This is a genomic window from Psychrobacter sp. CMS30 (assembly GCF_904846565.1).
Lineage (GTDB): Bacteria > Pseudomonadota > Gammaproteobacteria > Pseudomonadales > Moraxellaceae > Psychrobacter > Psychrobacter maritimus.
The window spans coordinates 1-19,259 of record NZ_CAJHBF010000022.1; the positions used below are offsets into that span (position 1 = coordinate 1).

Here is a 19,259-nt window from a genome sequence, read left to right on the forward strand (position 1 = left end):
TTTTGTTTAGCTGGAATTTTTATTACCTGAAATACTAACTATTAATAAGTAAGAGAAAGTCTATCCATTAGCTCATTAAAGTAGTCACAAAAACGATGATTACCGCGATAGGTGCAATGAATTTAGCAACGATTTGCCATAACTGCCAAGTGAAATTCGACAATCCAAGCTCTTGCTGGATGCTGCGCTGATCCATTTGCCAACCGACAAAGATAATCGCCGCAAGACCGGTCAAAGGCAACATGAATTTACTGGTCAGTTTGTCTAGCACATCAAAAATACCATTACCCATAATGGTAAAATCAGACCATAAGTTGAATGACAACAAGGCTGCGATACCTAGTAACCAAACCGCAATACTGGCCACGATGGTCGATACCGTACGGCTCATTGGCGTACGCTCTTCTAAAAGCTCAACCGTTGGCTCAAGTAACGAGATTGATGACGTCACGGCGGCAAAGGTAATTAATAAGAAGAACAATGTACCAATGACGGCACCAGCACCCATGCTACCAAACGCGATTGGCAGACTGACAAAGATAAGACCAGGGCCTGAAGCAGGATCAAGACCATTGTTAAAGATGATTGGGAAAATGGCCAAACCAGCAGCCAAGGCAATCACGGTATCTAAAATTACCACCGTACGCGCGGTGCTTAATAGATTGACATCACGACCCAGATAAGAGCCATAAGCTACCATAATACCCATACCGATAGACAGCGTAAAGAAAGCATGTCCAAGTGCCGCTAGCATGACGTCGGCATTTAACTTACTAAGGTCTGGAGCAAAAAGATAATTAACCGCTTCGCCAAAACCGCCGTTCATGACGTTATAACCGACGATAACGAATAAAATCACACCCAATAATGGCATGAGAACTTTAGCGGTGTTTTCAATACCCTTCGTCACACCCACACCAACAATCAAGGCGGTAATGACCATGAAAACCGTATGCCAAATAGTTAAGGTGCCCGCTGACGCCAACATCGCATCAAAGGTTGCAGCGACAGAGTCACTATCTTGACCCGCAAAGCTTCCTGAACCAACTTTGGTAATATAATTAAGCGCCCAACCACCGATGACACTATAAAACGATAGAATTAAAAAACCACCTAAGATACCGGTCGCACCAACAATACCCCAACTGCGTGATTTGCCTTCGCTTGCCGCGACATCAGAAAACGTATTGATAGGGTTTTTTTGCCCGCGGCGACCAATCAACCATTCTGCAACCAAAATTGGAAAACCAATAAGGGCAAGACAAAATAAATAGGCGATAACAAAAGCTGAACCACCGCTCTCCCCAACCATATAGGGAAACTTCCAGATATTTCCTAAACCAACTGCCGATCCTACTGCTGCCAGTACGAAGCCAAAACTTGAGCTCCACTGAGCATGTTCTTGTTTATTAATAGCCATTTTGCCTTCCTCATGCCTCAATTAATGCTACTTATAATCTTCCTTGATTATTATAAATCACCCACTATTTTATGCGGTAATTTAATTAACGGGTCAATGTGACACGTCTAGCAACATTATGAAAGAATTGTTTACAATATCGTAAACGCTCAGTTTCTGCTAAGCAACCAAAAAAGTCAAGTAGCGATAAATATAAAAAGCCATAACTAATAGTTATGGCTTTTTATATTTCTAAGAACAACTTACAAGAGTTTAGTGGTTTCAGGCTTATATCTAAGACGTAATTTGCAGCATTTTTTATATATGGCTGCTTGATATTGGTTTTAGCTATTGCTTCTAGCGACTGTTTATATATTTAGTTCAATGATATTAACGCACAACGCCGCGGCGACTTTTTTGCAGCGAATCGATTAGCAATGCAATTTTTGGTTCTTGTGGTAACAGCTCTTCTTTCAAAATCTCTAGCGCTTGAGCCGTCGTTAAGCCTGAACGATAGACAGTACGGTATGCTTGACGCAAGACATCAATCGTCTCTTTAGACCAGTCTTTACGGCGCATACCTTCGACATTTAGACCATGTGCTTTCGCAGGATTGCCAGATACCATAGTAAAAGCAGCCACGTCCTTTAGAATAAGACTTGCGCCACCCACCAAGCTATAATCATCAACGGTACAAAACTGATGAATACCGGAATTACCACCGATAATCGTATGATTTCCGATGGTCACATGGCCTGCAATGCCAACGTTATTGGCCAACACATTATGGTCGCCAATTAGGCAATCATGGGCAATATGGGTATTGACCATCAAAAGATTATGATTGCCAATCTTGGTCAAGCCGCCATCTTGTTCAGTACCACGGTGTAAGCTACAGGCCTCACGAATGGTATTATGATCGCCAATCTCAAGCCACGTACGCTCACCAGCGTATTTCAAATCTTGTGGGTCTTCACCGATGCTGGCAAACTGATAAAACTGATTGTACGCACCGATACGCGTCAGTCGTGCCACGACCACATGACGATGTAAAACCGTATGGGCGCCAATGGAAACTTCATCACCGACAATACAATAAGGACCAATGGTGGCAGTTTCATCAATCTTAGCGGACGGTGAGATGAGTGCTGTTGGATGGATCTGACTCATAATGAGGGCCTTTGTATCATCTGATGCGAGTAAATGGTAAAACAAATACAGACAGTTTAGCGTTAATAATCACCCTAATACCAGCTCTGTTTAAAAAACACTGTGTTTAAAACTATTATTCTGTCTAAAATATAAATATAACGCTAATCTTTACTATTCGCGGCAGCCAGCAGGTCTAAACAATCTCACCGACCCGCTGCGCAACGTCTATAGAAATACTTTATTGTTCCTGACGTGCAATCATAATCTGAGCGCTAGCAGCAAGCTCATCTTCGACGTGGACGGTACAATCAAACTTATAAATACCCTGCTTTTGCATCACGGTTTTGGCACGGATAATCAGCTGGTCACCAGGGATAACACGGCGCTTAAAACGCACTTTATCCACCCCGGCAAACAGATACAGATAACCGTCTTCTGCCGTCAAACCGGCGCTGATAAAACCAAGAACACCGGATACCTGCGCCATCGACTCAACCATCAAGACACCTGGCATAATCGGCTCATCAGGAAAATGCCCATTAAAAAACTCTTCATTAATGGTCACATTTTTGATACCGGTAATACATTCACCAGGGGTACAAGATATTACTCTATCGACCAGCATAAATGGATAACGATGCGGCAGATAATGCTTTAGGGTATGGTAGGTTAAGGGTAATGTTAAACCTTGTTCCGCTAAACTTTTGATGTCTTCATCAGTAGGTCTATCAATATCAGTTATGCTCATAATGGGGCTTCCTTGCTATATGCTAAGCTTTACTTTGTCTTTAAGCGTTGCTGTGTTTTTAAACTTTATAAATAATTGATTGTCGTGTTAATTAAGCATTCATTGTCAGGTACTAATCACGCTGTAATAGTTATGCTGTACCGGTCATGCTGGATTAGTCACGACCAAGCTGGCGAAAACGTACCGCTGCACGCCGCCAATTGGCAGTTGGCATGGCGGCTGTTCCAGAAGAGTACGAGCCCGACTTTGTAATAGATTTGGTCACCATGGTCATGCCAGACAATGTCACATCATCAGTAATATCAATGTGACCGGTAATGCCAACAGCGCCCCCTATAATGCAGCGCTTGCCAATCGTCGTACTACCTGCGATACCAGTTTGCGCCGCGATGGCGGTACCATCACCGATACGCACGTTATGGGCAACTTGTACAAGGTTGTCAATAATAACATGATTGCCAATTACCGTATCATCAATAGCGCCGCGATCGATACAGGTTTGGCTACCAATCCGCACATGATTGCCAATCACCACACGTCCTAGCTGAGCAATACGCTCCCAACCAGTAGTACTAGGGTTGCTCGTAGGGGCAAAGCCGAAACCTTCAGCCCCTACGCTAACTCCAGCGTGCAATCTTACATGATTACCAAGTACACAATCGTGTCCGATGACCACTTGCGATTTGAGCACACAATCGCTGCCAATCGTGGTATTTGCTTCGATAACCACATGTGCATCAAGCACACTACGACTACCAACTTGCACCTGTTCGCCAATGACACAAAAAGGTCCAATAGTCACCTCATTACCAATTACTGCGCTTTCGGCTATTACAGCGCTAGGATGAATACCGCTTTTCGATGGCTGATGAGCAAAAAGTTGACTGGCGCTGGCATAAGCCAAATAAGGCGCAGCAACGACTAATGCAACGGCAGTTTTAGCAACTTTATCATGATGTTCTGCCGTGGTCAGCACTGCCCCTGCCTGACTGTTTGCTAAGCTAGGAAGGTAATGCAGATTGGCTAAGAAACTTAATTGCTGCGGATTGGCGGTCGTTAAATTACCAACACCGTCTAAATTTAGACATAATTGTGCAGCGCTAAGTTCGCCCTTGTTAAGAACAGGCTGACGCTGCTCAATCCGAGTGATGAGTTGCTCAATCGTTATCATAATTATTATTAGTATAGTGGCTGTTAGTATGGGTATGAATAAGATGGTCGCCAAGGTGAGATATCATCTTGGCGACCTGCTAAAATCTAATTGTCTATTAATTTACTTATCTGCATAAACTAAAGCAATTAAACATCGTTACATGACTTATGTTACATGGATTATCGTTACATGGCTTCATGGTATTAAAAAGTATTACCAATTTGGAACTGAACTTTTTCAGTTTCATCACCTTCTTTGTCACCGATCGGCACTGCATAACTGAGAGAAATCGGACCAATTGGCGTATACCAAGTGACACCTAAACCAGCACTAAAACGCATCTTATTATCTTGGGTTAATAATGGTACACCGGTATCTTTTTCAGTAGCCGGATCGATAAAGGTACGATCTTCTTTATCTGTCGTATCAAATACCTGACCGCCTTCAGCAAACAGTACCGGACGTACCTGATCTGCCCAATCACCTTTAAATGGCATTGGTAAAATCAGTTCTGTACCAAAGCTAACCAACGCATTACCACCAATCTCTTCTGGTTTCAATGAGCCTGGTTTATCACTAACAGCATCATAGTAGCTTTGCGATTTAGGCCCAAGCGTTGACGCTTCATAGCCACGTACCGAACCATAACCACCGGCATAGAAGTTTTCATAGAATGGCAAATCATTACCATAACCAAGCTTAGTGTAACCGCGCGCCACCCAATCTTTATAGATAGGTTGATAAATATTGCCGCGATAAACCAATTTCTGATAACTGGCATCACCAAGACCAATGGTCGCATCGACCGTATGGCTCATGCCTTTATTTGGAAATACTGGACGATCTAACGTGCTGTAATCCCAGCCAAATAGTAAGTTATAGCTTTGATATTCATTTTTAAAACCGGTACGACCAGAGAATTCGTTGTCATCATTATTATATTTCTCAAACGTACCACCATCGTCAATAATTTGCTGCACGTTTGAGACGCCAAGGCGGCTACCACCACGTACGGTCGTATTATCAACGTTCAAGCCCGCACTCACGCGTTTGGTTTCATCAACAGGATAACTATAGTTCAGGGTGGCACCATAAGCATCGGTGACATAGTTACTGACATTTCTGTCATCGTACTTTGTTTCACGATAATAAGCACTGATACCTTGCGATACACCGTTTTCTGTAAAGTAAGGATCGGTATAACCCAAGCTATAAGAGTCACGCGTCTCAGAACGTGATAGCGCCGCTTTTACACGGTTACCAGTACCCATAAAGTTGTTTTGGGTCAAGTCTAACTGGAACGTGACACCACCACTTTGCGAGTAACCCGCAGCAATCGTTGAGCTACCAGAAGGCTGCTCTTCAACCGTATAATTCACATCGACTTGGTCTGGCTGATTAGGCACTGGCTTCACATCGACATTGACGCCTTTAAAGAAACCGGTACGCATCAAGCGTGTACGTGATAGTTGAATCTTATCACTAGAGGCAAGAGCACCTTCTAACTGACGCATTTCACGGCGCAGTACTTCATCTTGGGTTTTTATATTACCCGTGAAGTTGATACGGCGAACATAGATAGGACGCGCAGGATCAATATAGTAATCGACATCGACTACTTTAGTCTCATCATTGATACGCGGGACCGGTCTGATTTGGGCTAAATAATAGCCTTCATTACCATAACGACTCTTAAGTGCGGCCGTCGTAGCATCCAGCTTAGCTTGTGAGTATTTTTCATTGGGTGCAAAAGTAACCAGCTCTTTTAGCTCATTATTTTCAAAGGTTGGCTTACCTAAGAAGTTCACGTCACCAAACTGATATTGCTCGCCTTCACTTAAGCTGACTTCGATAAACACACTGCTTTTATCTTCGCTGATATTAAGGACGGCATTGTCTACTGAAAAGCGCACATAGCCATCATTTTGATAAAGCGCTTTTAGATTCTCTAAACTGGCCGCCAGTTTTTCTTTGGCATAGCGATCAGACTTAGACAACAGACGCGTCCATGACGACTCTTTTACCGCAAAAACGTCTTTTATCTGCTCATCACTAAAGTGTTTATTACCAATAATATTGATATCGACGACTTTAGCAGGCTTGCCTTCAACAAAGCGCACATCCAGTTTTACGCGATTGCCATCTAATAACGTTTGATCGACTTCGATATTGCTATTGTAATAACCTTGACTGATATATTGCTGCTGTAGCTCGTTGGCAACGCCTTGCAACGTGGCTTGTTTCAGCACATCACCGACAGACAAGCCTGCATTACCAAGCCCTTGTTCAAGCCCTTCTTTTGGGATGAGTTTATTGCCTTCAAAGTTGACTTCAGCAATGATAGGACGCTCGACGACATCAAAGCGCAGCTTGCCACCTTCGACACGGCTTTGGATATCGGCGAAGTTTTCAGTCGCATATAGCGCCTTAATACTGGCAGCCAAATTACTATCATTAACCGTATCACCCACCGTAATAGGTAAAACTGGATAGAGACTATCAGGAGTTAGGCGTTGTAGACCATTGAAACCAATGTCAGTCACTACAAATTCTGCAGCCTGAACGGGCATACTCATCATCGCTACAACTAACGGCAACCCAGCCGCGCTCATAAATAAAGGCGTACGCATAAACACTATCCGTCAATAAAAAACTTGCTTAAGTTAAGGTAAAAAGCACGTGTTGTCTAGCCCATTTCGCATAAAGTCGTAAACTTCAGCGTGGGAGACTCAGGACACTTTATATAAAACGCATCATAAAATAAACTAAAAAATAAAATTAGTACAGTGGTGGCATTATGAAATAAACACCGTATCGCATCAATCATCAGTGCTTGATAAGGGCGCAACCATTAGCCTATCGCGGCTTACTTGCCAAGCGACAGCATCCTTTGTCAAAATAGCCGACTGATATCATTACCAATTGCTAACACCATGAAACCTGCCAGCAAGAGTAAACCGATATTAAGTCCAACCATTTGCACGCCTTCAGAGAGTGGTTTACCACGTATCAGCTCAATAACGTAATAGACAATATGTCCACCATCTAATACTGGAATGGGTAAAAGATTTAATACGGCAAGGCTTAAACTGATCAAAGCTGCTGTAGATAATACCATCTGCCAGCTAATATCAAAGCTTTGTTTGGCAACTTTTGCAATGGTAATGGGACCTGATAAATTCTCTAAACCTATCATGCCAGACAGCATCTTGCCCATTGAGCTCACCGTCATAACTGCTAACTGCTCCGTCTTCTCAAATGACTTCACCAATGACTCGCCAGGACCGTAAACGACGGTGGTCTTATAGGCATCAGGAATCACAATTTCAGACTGTGCCACCATAGCACCAATTTGCCCGTAATCGTTACCTAAATTGTCTTTTTTACCTTGCGGCATAATGGATAATTGTACCGGCTTGCCATCACGCAGTACGGTGAAACTCAGCAAAGTCTCAGGGCTATCACGAATGATACGCGTGGCACTGATCCAATCACTAATCTCTTCACCGTTAATGGCCGTAATGCGGTCACCAACCTCTAAGCCTTGGCGACTGGCAGCGCCATCGGGCGTTAAATCGCCAACGATTGGTGCGATGTTTGGTTGCCACGGTATCATACCAAAGCTTGATAACGCATCTTTGCCTTGCGCATCGCCTTGCATAAACTCTTTAATCGGTGCTTGATAAGTTTTGGTCCCATTATTACCTTCTGCATCAGACTGCAAGGTGATGCTGACATTATCCGTTTCACCCATACGCCCCGCCAAACGATAGTTAATACCTTCCCACGTTTGCACCTCATGACCATCGATTGCAACGATTTTATCACCAACGGGCAACTGTGCCATCGCTGCTGGCGTGTCGGGTAATACTTGCCCTATCTTTGTCGCTAGTTGCTCTGATGGGGTCATAAACAACACCCAAAATAGCGCAATAGCGATGACAAAGTTCATGATAGGGCCAGCGGCAACAATCGCAATTTTCTTCAGCGGATGTTGACGATTAAAGGCTAGATGCTGCTCATCGGCGGCCACCTCGCCTTCACGCTCATCGAGCATTTTGACATAACCACCAAGCGGCAGTGCCGAGATGCGATAATCAATACCGCTCTTTTTACTGGTCCAACCAAAGAGTTTTGGGCCAAAGCCGATAGAATAGGTCAGCACTTTAACGCCGCAAAGACGCGCCACGATGTAATGACCCCACTCATGTAAGGCGATGAGCGGACCTAAGACAAATATTGCCGCAAGCAGCGTTAATAAAAACGTCATGATCTTTTCTCAGTATTAGCTCTTAGTATTAGCTCGTAGTATTGTCTCTTAACATCGTTTATTACTATCATTTCTTGGCGTACTTTTTAGCATCATCTGTCGATATCATTTTTTAATAGAACTTATCAAGTAGCTAATTTTTATAGGTTTAGGCCAACTTTGCGACTAGCGTATCAGTATGTTGACGCGCTATTTTATCGATAACTAAAATATCCTCAATATCGGCAGTCTCATCTAATACCGATACTTGTATCTCGTCCAGTGCCTGCGCATTAATATCCGCAATATCGGTGAGGCGAATCTGCCCGTTTAAAAATGCCGCAACCGCAATCTCATTGGCAGCGTTTAGCACAATCGTGGCCTGTGTACCCGCTTGCATCGCCTGTCTTGCCAAACGCAAACAGGCAAATTTTTGCAAGTCAGGCTCAATAAACTCTAAGCCGCTTAAGGCAAATAAATCCAATGGCTGCGAGCCGCTATCGATACGGTCAGGGTAACTTAGCGCGTGGGCGATTGGCGTCTTCATATCGGGACTGCCTAGCTGCGCTAAAAAGCTGCCATCGCTATATTCTACCATTGAGTGAATAATACTTTGTGGGTGAATGACCACATTTATCTTATTTTCTGGCAGATCAAATAAATGGCAAGCTTCAATCAGCTCAAGCCCTTTATTCATCATCGTTGCCGAGTCGACGGATATTTTTTGCCCCATCGACCAATTCGGATGTTTCACCGCTTCAGCAACACTAGCTTGCTGCATCTGCTCAAATGACTGTTGCAGAAATGGTCCGCCAGATGCCGTCAACCATAATTTACGCACCCCATGATTTGGCTGATGGACTTGGGTATTGTCTTGCTGAATTGCTAATGGCAAACATTGAAAAATGGCGTTGTGTTCTGAATCTAAAGGCAACAAGGTCGCATGATGCGTTTTAACCGCATTAATCATGACTTTCCCTGCCATGACCAAGGCTTCTTTATTGGCCAATAAAATGCGCTTACCTGCGCGTGCGGCAGCTAAGGTAGAAGGCAGACCGGCTGCGCCTACGATAGCAGCGACGACGGTATCAGTTTGCGTATCGGTTGCAATATCGACCAGCCCTATTTCACCGCCGACCACATCGATATTTAAACCTACTGCGCTAAGACGCTGAGCGAAATCATCGACCGCTGCTGTCGGCACACTGACGCGTTTGGGCAAAAACTGCTGGCAGAGTGCCAATAACTTATCTAAACGGTGGTAGCCTGATAAGGCATAAACTTCATAGTTCTGTGGTTGCGCCGCTAAAATTGCTAACGTGCTATCGCCAATCGAGCCTGTCGCGCCTAGTACGGCGATGCGTTGGGTCATAACCATCGGTGCCTATAATACGGTGAAATTAAATGAGAAATAAATATAAGTCATAAGACCTAATAATAGGCAGCTTAGTCGCTACCAAATACGTGAGCCTTACTTCTTTTTATATTTTTAGCCTGATAGCTTTTTATTTTTGGACTACTTTTTTACTTTTGGACTACTTATTGTTATACGACAATTAAACCAAGCTGCCGTATTGCCCAAAAGCCCAGTGCAAATATCGGTCTGGCAGACAATAACGAATCAATGCGGTCAAGAACCCCGCCATGCCCCGGTAAAATCGTTCCAGAGTCTTTGACATCAGCACGGCGCTTGAGCATCGACTCAAACAAATCACCCAGTACGGACGCTAAAATTGTTAACGCCGACAGTGTCACAAAAGCGATTAATGGTACGCCAGTCAATTGTAGTTTAAAGACACTAATGACGATGACCACAAGCAAGCCTGTGACTAAACCGCCTGCCAGTCCTTCCATACTTTTATTGGGGGAAACATTTGGTGCCATCTTGCGGCGACCGAGCTTACGCCCAACAAAGTAAGCGCCACTATCGGCACACCAGACCAGCAAGAACACATACAGCAGCCACCATGCTGATAGCTGCCATAAGTAGAACATAGCGGTAATGGCGGCGGTCAATATCACCGCACCCATCAATGCTAATTTCTTACCGTACCAGTTGGTATGAGTCGGAAATACCCGCACCCAAGACAATGCCATCAGCCAAATAACCAGAGACGCCACCCACCAAAATAGCCAAGTGACCTTAAACATCAGCGAGACGATGGTCAGTGCTAACACTAAGAGCACAAATAACGCAGGCTGCTGCCATTTCGGCATCAGCTTCGTCCACTCGTGGGCGGCGATAATGACGCCAATCGCTAGCAGCGGCGCAAATAAAATAGGGGTTTGGCTCGCAAACATTGCAATACCAACGATAATAACGAGAACAATTGCCGTCTTAATTCGTTGCCACATACTTATCGAGCCTTATATAACGAAGAATGTTTGGTCAAAATGCATCATAATTATGAACTATAACAGTGAACCATAATAGTCCATCAATTATGATTAACGCTCATTAAAGCAGCTTATCATTGACCAAACAAGTGTAATTCAAATTACTAGAACTTCTTAACCTATCATTTTTACAGTCGCTATTGCCCGCGCCCTTCTTAATGAATTTGTTGCTCTATCACCACTTGTTCGCTCGTTTTGCCAAAGCGGCGTTGACGTTGGGCGAATTCGGCTATCATCGCGGCCAGCTCTGCTACTTTAAAGTCCGGCCATAGTGTTTGGGTAAAGAACAATTCAGCATAGGCAGATTGCCACAACAAGAAGTTCGACAGACGGTATTCGCCGCCCGTGCGTATCAACATATCGACCGCTGGCGCATCGGCTAATTGTACATATTCACCAAGCATCTCTTTATTAACGTCTTCTGCGCGCAGCTTGCCTGCTTCTACTTGCTGTGCCAACTGTTTGGCGGCATGCGCTATATCCCACTGACCGCCATAACTAATAGCGATGACTAAAGTCATGGCTGTAAAATCAGCTGTTTTTGCTTCAGCATCTGCCATCAATACTTGCAAATCTTCACTAAGCTGACTGCGATCACCAATAAAACGCAAGCGAATGCGATATTTGAGCATACGTGGCATTTGCTCATTGATGGTTAGGCTCAACAGTTGCATCAACAATGCCACCTCACTCGGTGGACGTTGCCAATTCTCACTAGAAAAAGCAAATACAGTTAGGACTTCAATGCCAGTACTGACACAGTATTCGACAATAGGATCTAGTGCATCTTTACCAGCGATATGCCCCTGACCTTTGCCTAAATGATTGATTTTACCGTAACGATTATTGCCATCCATGATGACAGCGATATGACGCGGAAGAAGAGCGGGAGATAAAGCATCTGGAGTAGACATAGGCTAACTTGCTTGTGGTTTGGATAAAGTAATGGTAATCGAACTAAATGACAGTCTTGCAAAAAATTATTGCCTATTTGCCTTATATCTACTAAAAAACCTAAGTGTATTAAAAAACGACGAAAAGGCTTGGATATAGAACTTATAGCAAAATAAAAGCTTAATTTCTTATACGACAATCATTCTGATACGGCAATAAACAGCCAATCATTATTCAATATTGGCTGTTTTTTTAGAGAAAGAATATGGACAACGAATTATCTTTGACGAAAGTGCATTGTCTTTAACTAACTAAATAAAAAGACAACGCTTCTTTCCTACACTTCCATCAAGTCGCTTTCTTTTTTGCTTAAGCGGCTATCAATCGTTTCAATATACTTGTCAGTGATTTTTTGAATATCATCACTGGCGCGGCGCTCATCATCTTCTGAGATTTCTTTCTCTTTTGCCAACTCTTTAATATCATTCATCATATCACGGCGGATATTACGGATAGAAACGCGGCTGTTTTCAGCTTCGCTACGAGCAAGCTTTTGCATATCGCGGCGCGTGTCTTCGGTCAACGCTGGCATCGGCACACGAATCACGTCAGCTGTCATCGGGTTTAAGCCCAAGTCTGCTTCGCGAATGGCTTTATCAATCGCTTGTACCATAGTACGCTCAAATGGCTGCACCAATAGCGTGCGCGAATCTTCGACGTTGACGCTTGCCACTTGATTCAATGGCGTATCTGCGCCGTAGTAGCTAACCATCACACCAGATAGCATACCTGGATGGGCTCGACCAGTACGTACTTTACTAAAGGTGCTTTCAAGCGCCTCTAGCGTCTTTGCCATACGTGCTTCGCCGTCTTTCTTAATCTCATTAATCATCATGTATCCTTATTTATCGCTATCGATAAAGCAGTCATTATTGTTAGGTATAAAGCTGTTAGGTATAAATCTTATTCAAAGATTGCTGCTCACCACATCAGTGATTTCATGCTCATATCAATGATAAAGCCTACGCTTAAGCTTAATGATAAACGCGCGTGCCTTCATTTTCGCCCATAATAACGTTTAATAATGCGTTAGGCTTGGTCATATCAAACACTTGCAGCGGTACATTGTGCTCACGGCATAAGGCGATTGCTGTTAAATCCATTACACCAAGTTTTTGCTCGAGCACTTCATCAAAGGTTAAGCCATCATATTTTTTGGCATCAGCATGTAAGCTTGGGTCTTTATCGTAAACGCCATCAACCTTGGTCGCTTTTAGAATTAAGCCCGCCTCGATTTCAATACCACGTAAGCAAGCGGCAGTATCGGTGGTAAAGAAAGGGTTACCAGTACCAGCGACAAAAATACAAACTTCGCCGTTTTTGAGATAACGAATGGCATTACGACTACTATAGCTTTCAGTGACTTCGCCGATTGGCAATGCTGACATCAAACGCGTTTTAATATTACGACGCTCAAGCGCATCACGCATCGCCAAACCATTCATGACAGTGGCAAGCATGCCCATTTGGTCACCAGTGACGCGGCCGACCAAGCCTTCTTTTTGTAGCTGGGCGCCGCGGTATAAGTTACCACCGCCAACGACGATACCGACTTGTACCCCAAGTCCGCGCAAGTGGGCGATAGACAAGCTCATCTTATCGAGCACTTCGGTATCAATCCCCATCTCTTTACCACCGGCTAAGGCTTCACCAGAGAGTTTCAGCAAGATACGAGAGTAACGCGGGTTTTTGTCAGACATGAGGTCACCTTGTTAGCATTAAATTATAATTAAAATGAGCGGTAAAACACCAATAGAGTTTGCCGTTAGATTTACCCGACCTGCCATAACCCGAAGCACTATAAAAAGCACCATGATTGATGACAAACGGGTAAAAAGGCTAAATTGCGCTAATTGTAGCAAAAACTGCCCGCTATTGGGCAATTTTCACTCGTATATTGTAGTGACTAATCAGCTATTATCACTAATCAGCCTTATAGCTAACTAGCCTTTGTAACTGGCAAACAAATCATACTCGCTCGCGTCATCGATCGTGACGGTTAGGAACTGTCCGACTTTGACTTGCGCCGTGATATCATCAACGTAGACGTGACCATCAATCTCTGGTGCATCAGCGTAGCTACGGCAAATCGCAATGCCCTCTTCACTATCAATCTCATCGACCAATACCATTAAAGTTTTACCGACTTTTTCTTGTAGTTTTTGTGCTGAGATATCCTGTTGTAGCGTCATTAAACGCTCATAGCGCTCTTGCTTAACGTCTGCAGGCACATGATTTGGCAAGTCATTGGCGACCGCACCTTCGACTTCTGAATAAGTAAAAGCGCCAACGCGATCAAGGCGCGCCTCGACCAACCAATCAAGCAGGCATTGAAAGTCTTCTTCCGTCTCACCAGGAAAACCAACCACAAAGGTTGAGCGAATAACGATATCAGGGCAAATCTCACGCCATGCTTTAATGCGCGCCAAGGTGTTTTCACTATGTGCCGGACGCTTCATCGCTTTTAGGATGCGATGGCTGGCATGCTGGAATGGAATATCAAGATAAGGCAGCAGCTTCTTCTCGCCCATTAGCTCAACGACTTTATCCACATGCGGATATGGATAAACATAATGCAGGCGCACCCAAATACCCAAGTCATTTAATGCTTGGCATAAGTCATAAAATTTTGACTTAAGCGGCATACCATTCCAAAAACTGGTTCTATATTTTAAGTCCAGTCCATAAGCGGAAGTATCTTGCGAGATAATAAGCAACTCTTTCACGCCAGCGTTTTTTAGCGCCAAAGCTTCATTCATCACGCTATCAATTGGACGCGAGACCAAATCGCCACGTAAGCTTGGAATAATGCAAAAGGTACACCGATGGTTACAGCCTTCCGATATTTTTAGATACGCATAATGGCTTGGGGTTAATTTGATGCCCGCCTCATTAATCAAATCTATTTTTGGATCGTAGTTTGCATCCTGACTGCGATTTGGCTTGGGCACATGCTGCGATACCGCCGTAATCACTTCATCATAAGCATGCGCACCGGTCACGGCTAGCACAGCTGGATGCATTTCACGGATTTTTTCCGCTTCTTTACCTAAGCAACCTGTCACGATAACTTTACCGTTTTTGCTAATCGCTTCACCGATGGCGTCAAGTGACTCTTGCACTGCCGACTCAATAAAGCCGCAAGTATTGACCACGACCAAGTCTGCGCCTTCATAATCACTGGCAACTTGATAACCATCACGGCTGAGCTCTGTGATAATGCGCTCACTATCGACCAAGGCTTTTGGGCAACCTAATGACACAAAGCCAATCTTTGGCGCGGCGTTCACTGGCGCATTGATAGTCGCTGCTGTCGCTTTAGCTGATGCCGCTGCAACCACATCGCTACTTTGCTCAATGCTACGGTTTTGATTGTGATTGGCTTTATGGTGATAAGGTTGAACACTGTCCGTCGAGCTTTGCGCGGGCGTTGCCGTCGGCTTAGCAGGATTAAAAATAGTGGCAGTGTCTTTTGGCATAGAAGCTGAAGATGTAGAAGCTGGCTGTGAAGGGGCTATAGTCGTATTAACGGACTCGGTAGAAATATTGGGCATGGCTGACCTTGCTAGAGAAAAATGGCTGTGCGCATTGTACGTTTTTTTTGCAAAAACCGCCAGTTTTGCCGCTCTATAGTGTTGATTTATGGTTAAATATTATATCGAGCATCTCTTTACTCTAGGCAGCACTCATGACAGCTGATTTGATCTCCGCAAAACCAACGCCAGATTTGGCATTTATATCGCAGCATTTATTTACGGCTATCTTATGGATCAACGATGAATTGTCTATCACTTGGCTAAATGCCCAAGCTGAACAGTTACTGGCCATCAGTAGTGGACGCCTGCTTAATCAATCAATACTGACGCTGCTTGCACCCGATGAGTTAACGTTAAAAGACCGTCTTATTAATAACAATCGAGAAGACAAAACTTACTCTTTGACGGAGCGCTTTTTTCAAGCGCAGCACTATCAACAACCCTTTATCGATCATGACCACCTCATCCACACCCAGCCCAATGGCGGACTCATGCTCTCCGTAGATTATAGCGTGACGCCCGTCATTTATAAGCAGCAGCCTTATTTTATTATTGAGATGTGGGGCAAAGACAGGCAAAGTCGTATCTCAGAAGAGCAGCGTCAACAGCAGCAATATAGTGTGGCTCGTCATATGCTGCGTTCGGTCGCCCATGAAATCAAAAATCCATTGGCGGGTATTCGCGGTGCCGCGCAATTATTGCAGCGGCAATTCATCAAATTTAGCGATATGTCTTCTTTTGAAAGGGAGGCTACCGCTGTTATCAGCAATGAAAACTCCGATTTAAATCATGATAATAACCTGCAAAAAAATACGGCAAAACTGCGCAATTATACCGATATCATTATCTCAGAGACCGACCGTTTGACCCAGTTGATTGGACAGCTCCTTGGCTCTAATCAGCTACCAAGCTGGCAAATGCTAAATATCCATGAGCCGCTAGAGCATGTTTTGGCCTTAATAGTTAACCAATGTCCAGAAATAACGCTACAGCGTGATTATGATTTGTCGTTGCCTGAGTTATGCGCCGATAAAGATCAATTAATCCAAGTGTTTTTAAACCTTATTAACAATGCTTGCGAATCGATGACTGAGTTTAAGCAAACGCTACAACAAAACGTGCCAGCCGCATCCAATAACTTGGCGTCAGATATTGCGCAGAGTCATCTTGACGGTGCTAGCAGCTATCAACCAAAACTGCATATTCAAACGCGGGTTGCGTTTCAACACACCATCGGTAGCCAACAGCATAAACAAGTCTTACAAATTACCATTACCGATAACGGCTCAGGGATAGATGATGCGCTGATTGGTCAGATATTTTTCCCGATGGTGACCAGTCGCGCCGCCGGTACTGGGCTAGGCTTATCCATCGTACAAGATATCATCAGCCGCCATCATGGTATGATCGATGTCAGCTCAAATGCATCACAAAGCGATAATTCCAGTTATAATTACAACAACAGTCAGACCCGCTTTACCCTTTACCTACCTTTTCAGCAGCCCTTCGCTGCAAGTTAATGCTGCCACCTCTCTCCTCTCACTGCTTATTAGGCGAAACACATGACTCAGCATAATGATACTCAACACCTTACGAGCAATGAGCAAATCCCAATGGTCACCGTCAATAACGCGCCTGATGCCACTCCAGCGACATTATGGCTTATCGATGATGATGCAGCGCTGCGTTTGGTATTGGCAGATACTTTTGAGGATGCCGGTCTCAGCGTTATCAGCTTTACCCAAGCGCAAGCTGCATGGACCCGCCTTAATGATGTCTTGCAACAGCACGAAGCAGCCGACCAACTACCAGATGTGATATTGACCGATATTCGTATGCCTATGATGGATGGTCTATCGTTTAGTGATTGGGTGCATCAACACTTTCCTAAGCTACCGATTGTCATTATGACAGCGCATTCCGACCTTACATCTGCGATCAGTAGCTATCAAACTGGCGCATTTGAATATCTGCCCAAGCCCTTTGATTTAGATGATGCAGTCGCCACGATTTATAAAGCCATTAATTACCAACCGAATCTAGTCGTATCAAGTCATTCAATCGAGTCTAATACGAATGTAAGTACCGATACCAAAGAACAGCCTGCGAGCAAACCAAATGTAGCCAAATCAGCTAGAAAATCCCCTAAAGCTGCTGAAAATAAAGCTCAGGAAAAACCCAAACCTCAAACTAATAACAACCCAAGCGGCATTATTGGTCAATCACAAGCCATGCAAACGGTATTTCGCGCTATTGGGCGCTTAGCGCACTCACCTATTACCGTCTTGATTACAGGAGAATCAGGTACGGGTAAAGAGTTGGTTGCTAGCGCTCTACATGAGCACTCTCCGCGAGCGCAGCAACCCTTTATTGCCCTTAATATGGCTGCTATCCCTCATGATTTGATTGAGTCTGAATTATTCGGTCACGAAAAAGGCGCGTTTACTGGCGCAACAACGACGCGCCAAGGTCGTTTTGAGCAAGCTGATGGCGGAACGCTATTCTTAGATGAAATTGGTGACATGCCGTATAGCACCCAGACGCGCCTGCTACGCGTATTGGCCAATGGTGAGTTTTTTCGCGTGGGCGGACAGCAACCAGTCAAAGTAGACGTACGTATCATTGCCGCCACCCATCAAAACTTAGAAGCGCTCGTCAAGCAAGGCAAATTTCGTGAAGATTTATTTTACCGCCTAAATGTCATTCGCCTGCCATTACCGCCATTACGGACGCGACCTGAAGACATTCCAGCATTAGCCACCTATTTTATGCAGCGCGCCGCTAAACAGATGAATAGCGCGGAGAAACAACTCCACCCCACGGCGCTACAGGTGATGCAATCTTTTGAGTGGCGTGGCAATGTCCGCCAACTTGAGAATGTCTGCTTATGGTTGACGGTGATGGCAACGGGCGATACGGTCATGGTCGAGGATTTACCACCAGAGTTACTTGAAAATACGCTCTCGCCTCCACATCACAACCAGTCCTCAATAGAAGCAACTCAAAATCAGCAGCACAATGATGGCGCGTATAGTCCCAAGCAAAACAATCAAAACAATCAAGTCAGCCAGACTAATGAAAACCAGAGTTGGCAGCAGGCACTTGCCATATGGGCTGAGCAGTCTTTGCAAACTGGTGAAACTGATATCTTGCAAACCGCAACGCCAGAGTTTGAACGTGTATTGCTTAAAGCTGCTCTAAACCATAGCGGTGGTAAAAAGATAGCAGCCGCTAACTTACTCGGTTGGGGACGCAATACTTTGACGCGCAAATTACAGCAATTAGAGATTACAGCATCAGATAGGCAAGATAATTGAAATTAAAGTCAGAAATTATTATAAAAAATTCCTATAAATATCAATATTTTATAAAATCCATCGAAAATAATTGCTAAATAATTAAAAATAATCGCAAATAGGGGTTGCCAAACCATTCAAACTCTATATAATAGCCAACCACTGAGACGCACTACCGAATCAGTTAACTATCTTGATGGCATTTGAATTTAACTGCCTTTGATGATAGAGTAACGAAAATGGGGCTGTGGCGGAATTGGTAGACGCACCAGATTTAGGTTCTGGCGCCGCAAGGTGTGAGAGTTCGAGTCTCTCCAGCCCCACCATTTTCGGATAGTACATCTTAGACCAAATACTAAAGCCTGCTTTTTAGCA

14 protein-coding genes and 1 tRNA gene are annotated in these 19,259 nt (G+C 44.2%); 3 read left to right on the forward strand and 12 right to left on the reverse strand.

Features of this window, described 5'->3' with window-relative positions; all coding sequences use genetic code 11:
* Nucleotides 1-67: 67 nt before the first annotated feature.
* From JMX94_RS10980 to rimO, 12 genes are all read right to left on the reverse strand, one after another.
* Nucleotides 68-1,420 (reverse strand): sodium-dependent transporter, encoded by a 1,353-nt coding sequence (locus JMX94_RS10980; RefSeq protein ID WP_201565386.1) that lies wholly within the window; start codon nt 1,418-1,420, stop codon nt 68-70.
* A 369-nt stretch (nt 1,421-1,789) separates the two neighbouring features.
* The gene (gene lpxA / locus JMX94_RS10985) at nt 1,790-2,569 is read right to left on the reverse strand and encodes an acyl-ACP--UDP-N-acetylglucosamine O-acyltransferase (RefSeq protein WP_201565387.1); all 780 of its coding nucleotides are present in this window, start codon (nt 2,567-2,569) and stop codon (nt 1,790-1,792) included.
* Between the two features lie 220 nt (nt 2,570-2,789).
* Entirely contained in the window at nt 2,790-3,299 is a 510-nt protein-coding gene (gene fabZ / locus JMX94_RS10990; RefSeq protein WP_227670482.1) for a 3-hydroxyacyl-ACP dehydratase FabZ, read from the reverse strand.
* A 154-nt stretch (nt 3,300-3,453) separates the two neighbouring features.
* Nucleotides 3,454-4,470 (reverse strand): UDP-3-O-(3-hydroxymyristoyl)glucosamine N-acyltransferase, encoded by a 1,017-nt coding sequence (gene lpxD / locus JMX94_RS10995; RefSeq protein ID WP_201565388.1) that lies wholly within the window; start codon nt 4,468-4,470, stop codon nt 3,454-3,456.
* Between the two features lie 185 nt (nt 4,471-4,655).
* Nucleotides 4,656-7,082: an outer membrane protein assembly factor BamA gene (gene bamA, locus JMX94_RS11000; RefSeq protein WP_201565389.1), complete on the reverse strand. Its 2,427-nt coding sequence runs from the start codon at nt 7,080-7,082 to the stop codon at nt 4,656-4,658.
* A gap of 263 nt (nt 7,083-7,345) precedes the next feature.
* Complete coding sequence (rseP, locus tag JMX94_RS11005; RefSeq protein WP_201565390.1) at nt 7,346-8,722, reverse strand: RIP metalloprotease RseP; 1,377 nt, start codon at nt 8,720-8,722, stop codon at nt 7,346-7,348.
* Nucleotides 8,723-8,870: 148 nt separating this feature from the next.
* Nucleotides 8,871-10,079: a 1-deoxy-D-xylulose-5-phosphate reductoisomerase gene (ispC, locus tag JMX94_RS11010; RefSeq protein WP_201565391.1), complete on the reverse strand. Its 1,209-nt coding sequence runs from the start codon at nt 10,077-10,079 to the stop codon at nt 8,871-8,873.
* Nucleotides 10,080-10,246: 167 nt separating this feature from the next.
* Nucleotides 10,247-11,056, reverse strand: coding sequence for a phosphatidate cytidylyltransferase (locus JMX94_RS11015; RefSeq protein WP_201565392.1), 810 nt, complete (start codon nt 11,054-11,056; stop codon nt 10,247-10,249).
* Nucleotides 11,057-11,253: 197 nt separating this feature from the next.
* Nucleotides 11,254-12,012, reverse strand: a complete 759-nt coding sequence (gene uppS / locus JMX94_RS11020) for a polyprenyl diphosphate synthase (RefSeq protein WP_201565393.1) — start codon at nt 12,010-12,012, stop codon at nt 11,254-11,256.
* A gap of 317 nt (nt 12,013-12,329) precedes the next feature.
* Nucleotides 12,330-12,884 (reverse strand): ribosome recycling factor, encoded by a 555-nt coding sequence (gene frr, locus JMX94_RS11025; protein ID WP_201565416.1) that lies wholly within the window; start codon nt 12,882-12,884, stop codon nt 12,330-12,332.
* A gap of 142 nt (nt 12,885-13,026) precedes the next feature.
* Nucleotides 13,027-13,752, reverse strand: a complete 726-nt coding sequence (gene pyrH / locus JMX94_RS11030; protein ID WP_149489717.1) for a UMP kinase — start codon at nt 13,750-13,752, stop codon at nt 13,027-13,029.
* A gap of 243 nt (nt 13,753-13,995) precedes the next feature.
* Entirely contained in the window at nt 13,996-15,606 is a 1,611-nt protein-coding gene (rimO, locus tag JMX94_RS11035) for a 30S ribosomal protein S12 methylthiotransferase RimO (RefSeq protein ID WP_201565394.1), read from the reverse strand.
* A gap of 134 nt (nt 15,607-15,740) precedes the next feature.
* On the opposite strand from rimO, the gene JMX94_RS11040 reads away from it, so the two are divergent.
* The 3 genes from JMX94_RS11040 (at nt 15,741) to JMX94_RS11050 (ending at nt 19,210) form a co-directional block, all read left to right on the forward strand.
* Nucleotides 15,741-17,108 carry a nitrogen regulation protein NR(II) gene (locus JMX94_RS11040; protein ID WP_201565395.1) on the forward strand — a complete coding sequence of 456 codons (1,368 nt, stop codon included), beginning with the start codon at nt 15,741-15,743 and terminating at the stop codon, nt 17,106-17,108.
* Between the two features lie 42 nt (nt 17,109-17,150).
* On the forward strand, nt 17,151-18,905 hold the full coding sequence (locus JMX94_RS11045; RefSeq protein ID WP_201565396.1) for a sigma 54-interacting transcriptional regulator: 1,755 nt from the start codon (nt 17,151-17,153) through the stop codon (nt 18,903-18,905).
* 220 nt (nt 18,906-19,125) lie between these two features.
* Nucleotides 19,126-19,210 (forward strand) — tRNA-Leu (locus JMX94_RS11050).
* The last annotated feature ends 49 nt before the right edge of the window (nt 19,211-19,259 follow it).

Coding starts and splice junctions, on each gene's coding strand:
- JMX94_RS10980 (WP_201565386.1), bottom strand. CDS start 1,420: ATGGCTATTAATAAACAAGAACATGCTCAGTGGAGCTCAAGTTTTGGC.
- lpxA (WP_201565387.1), bottom strand. CDS start 2,569: ATGAGTCAGATCCATCCAACAGCACTCATCTCACCGTCCGCTAAGATT.
- fabZ (WP_227670482.1), bottom strand. CDS start 3,299: ATGAGCATAACTGATATTGATAGACCTACTGATGAAGACATCAAAAGT.
- lpxD (WP_201565388.1), bottom strand. CDS start 4,470: ATGATAACGATTGAGCAACTCATCACTCGGATTGAGCAGCGTCAGCCT.
- bamA (WP_201565389.1), bottom strand. CDS start 7,082: ATGCGTACGCCTTTATTTATGAGCGCGGCTGGGTTGCCGTTAGTTGTA.
- rseP (WP_201565390.1), bottom strand. CDS start 8,722: ATGACGTTTTTATTAACGCTGCTTGCGGCAATATTTGTCTTAGGTCCG.
- ispC (WP_201565391.1), bottom strand. CDS start 10,079: ATGGTTATGACCCAACGCATCGCCGTACTAGGCGCGACAGGCTCGATT.
- JMX94_RS11015 (WP_201565392.1), bottom strand. CDS start 11,056: ATGTGGCAACGAATTAAGACGGCAATTGTTCTCGTTATTATCGTTGGT.
- uppS (WP_201565393.1), bottom strand. CDS start 12,012: ATGTCTACTCCAGATGCTTTATCTCCCGCTCTTCTTCCGCGTCATATC.
- frr (WP_201565416.1), bottom strand. CDS start 12,884: ATGATTAATGAGATTAAGAAAGACGGCGAAGCACGTATGGCAAAGACG.
- pyrH (WP_149489717.1), bottom strand. CDS start 13,752: ATGTCTGACAAAAACCCGCGTTACTCTCGTATCTTGCTGAAACTCTCT.
- rimO (WP_201565394.1), bottom strand. CDS start 15,606: ATGCCCAATATTTCTACCGAGTCCGTTAATACGACTATAGCCCCTTCA.
- JMX94_RS11040 (WP_201565395.1), top strand. CDS start 15,741: ATGACAGCTGATTTGATCTCCGCAAAACCAACGCCAGATTTGGCATTT.
- JMX94_RS11045 (WP_201565396.1), top strand. CDS start 17,151: ATGACTCAGCATAATGATACTCAACACCTTACGAGCAATGAGCAAATC.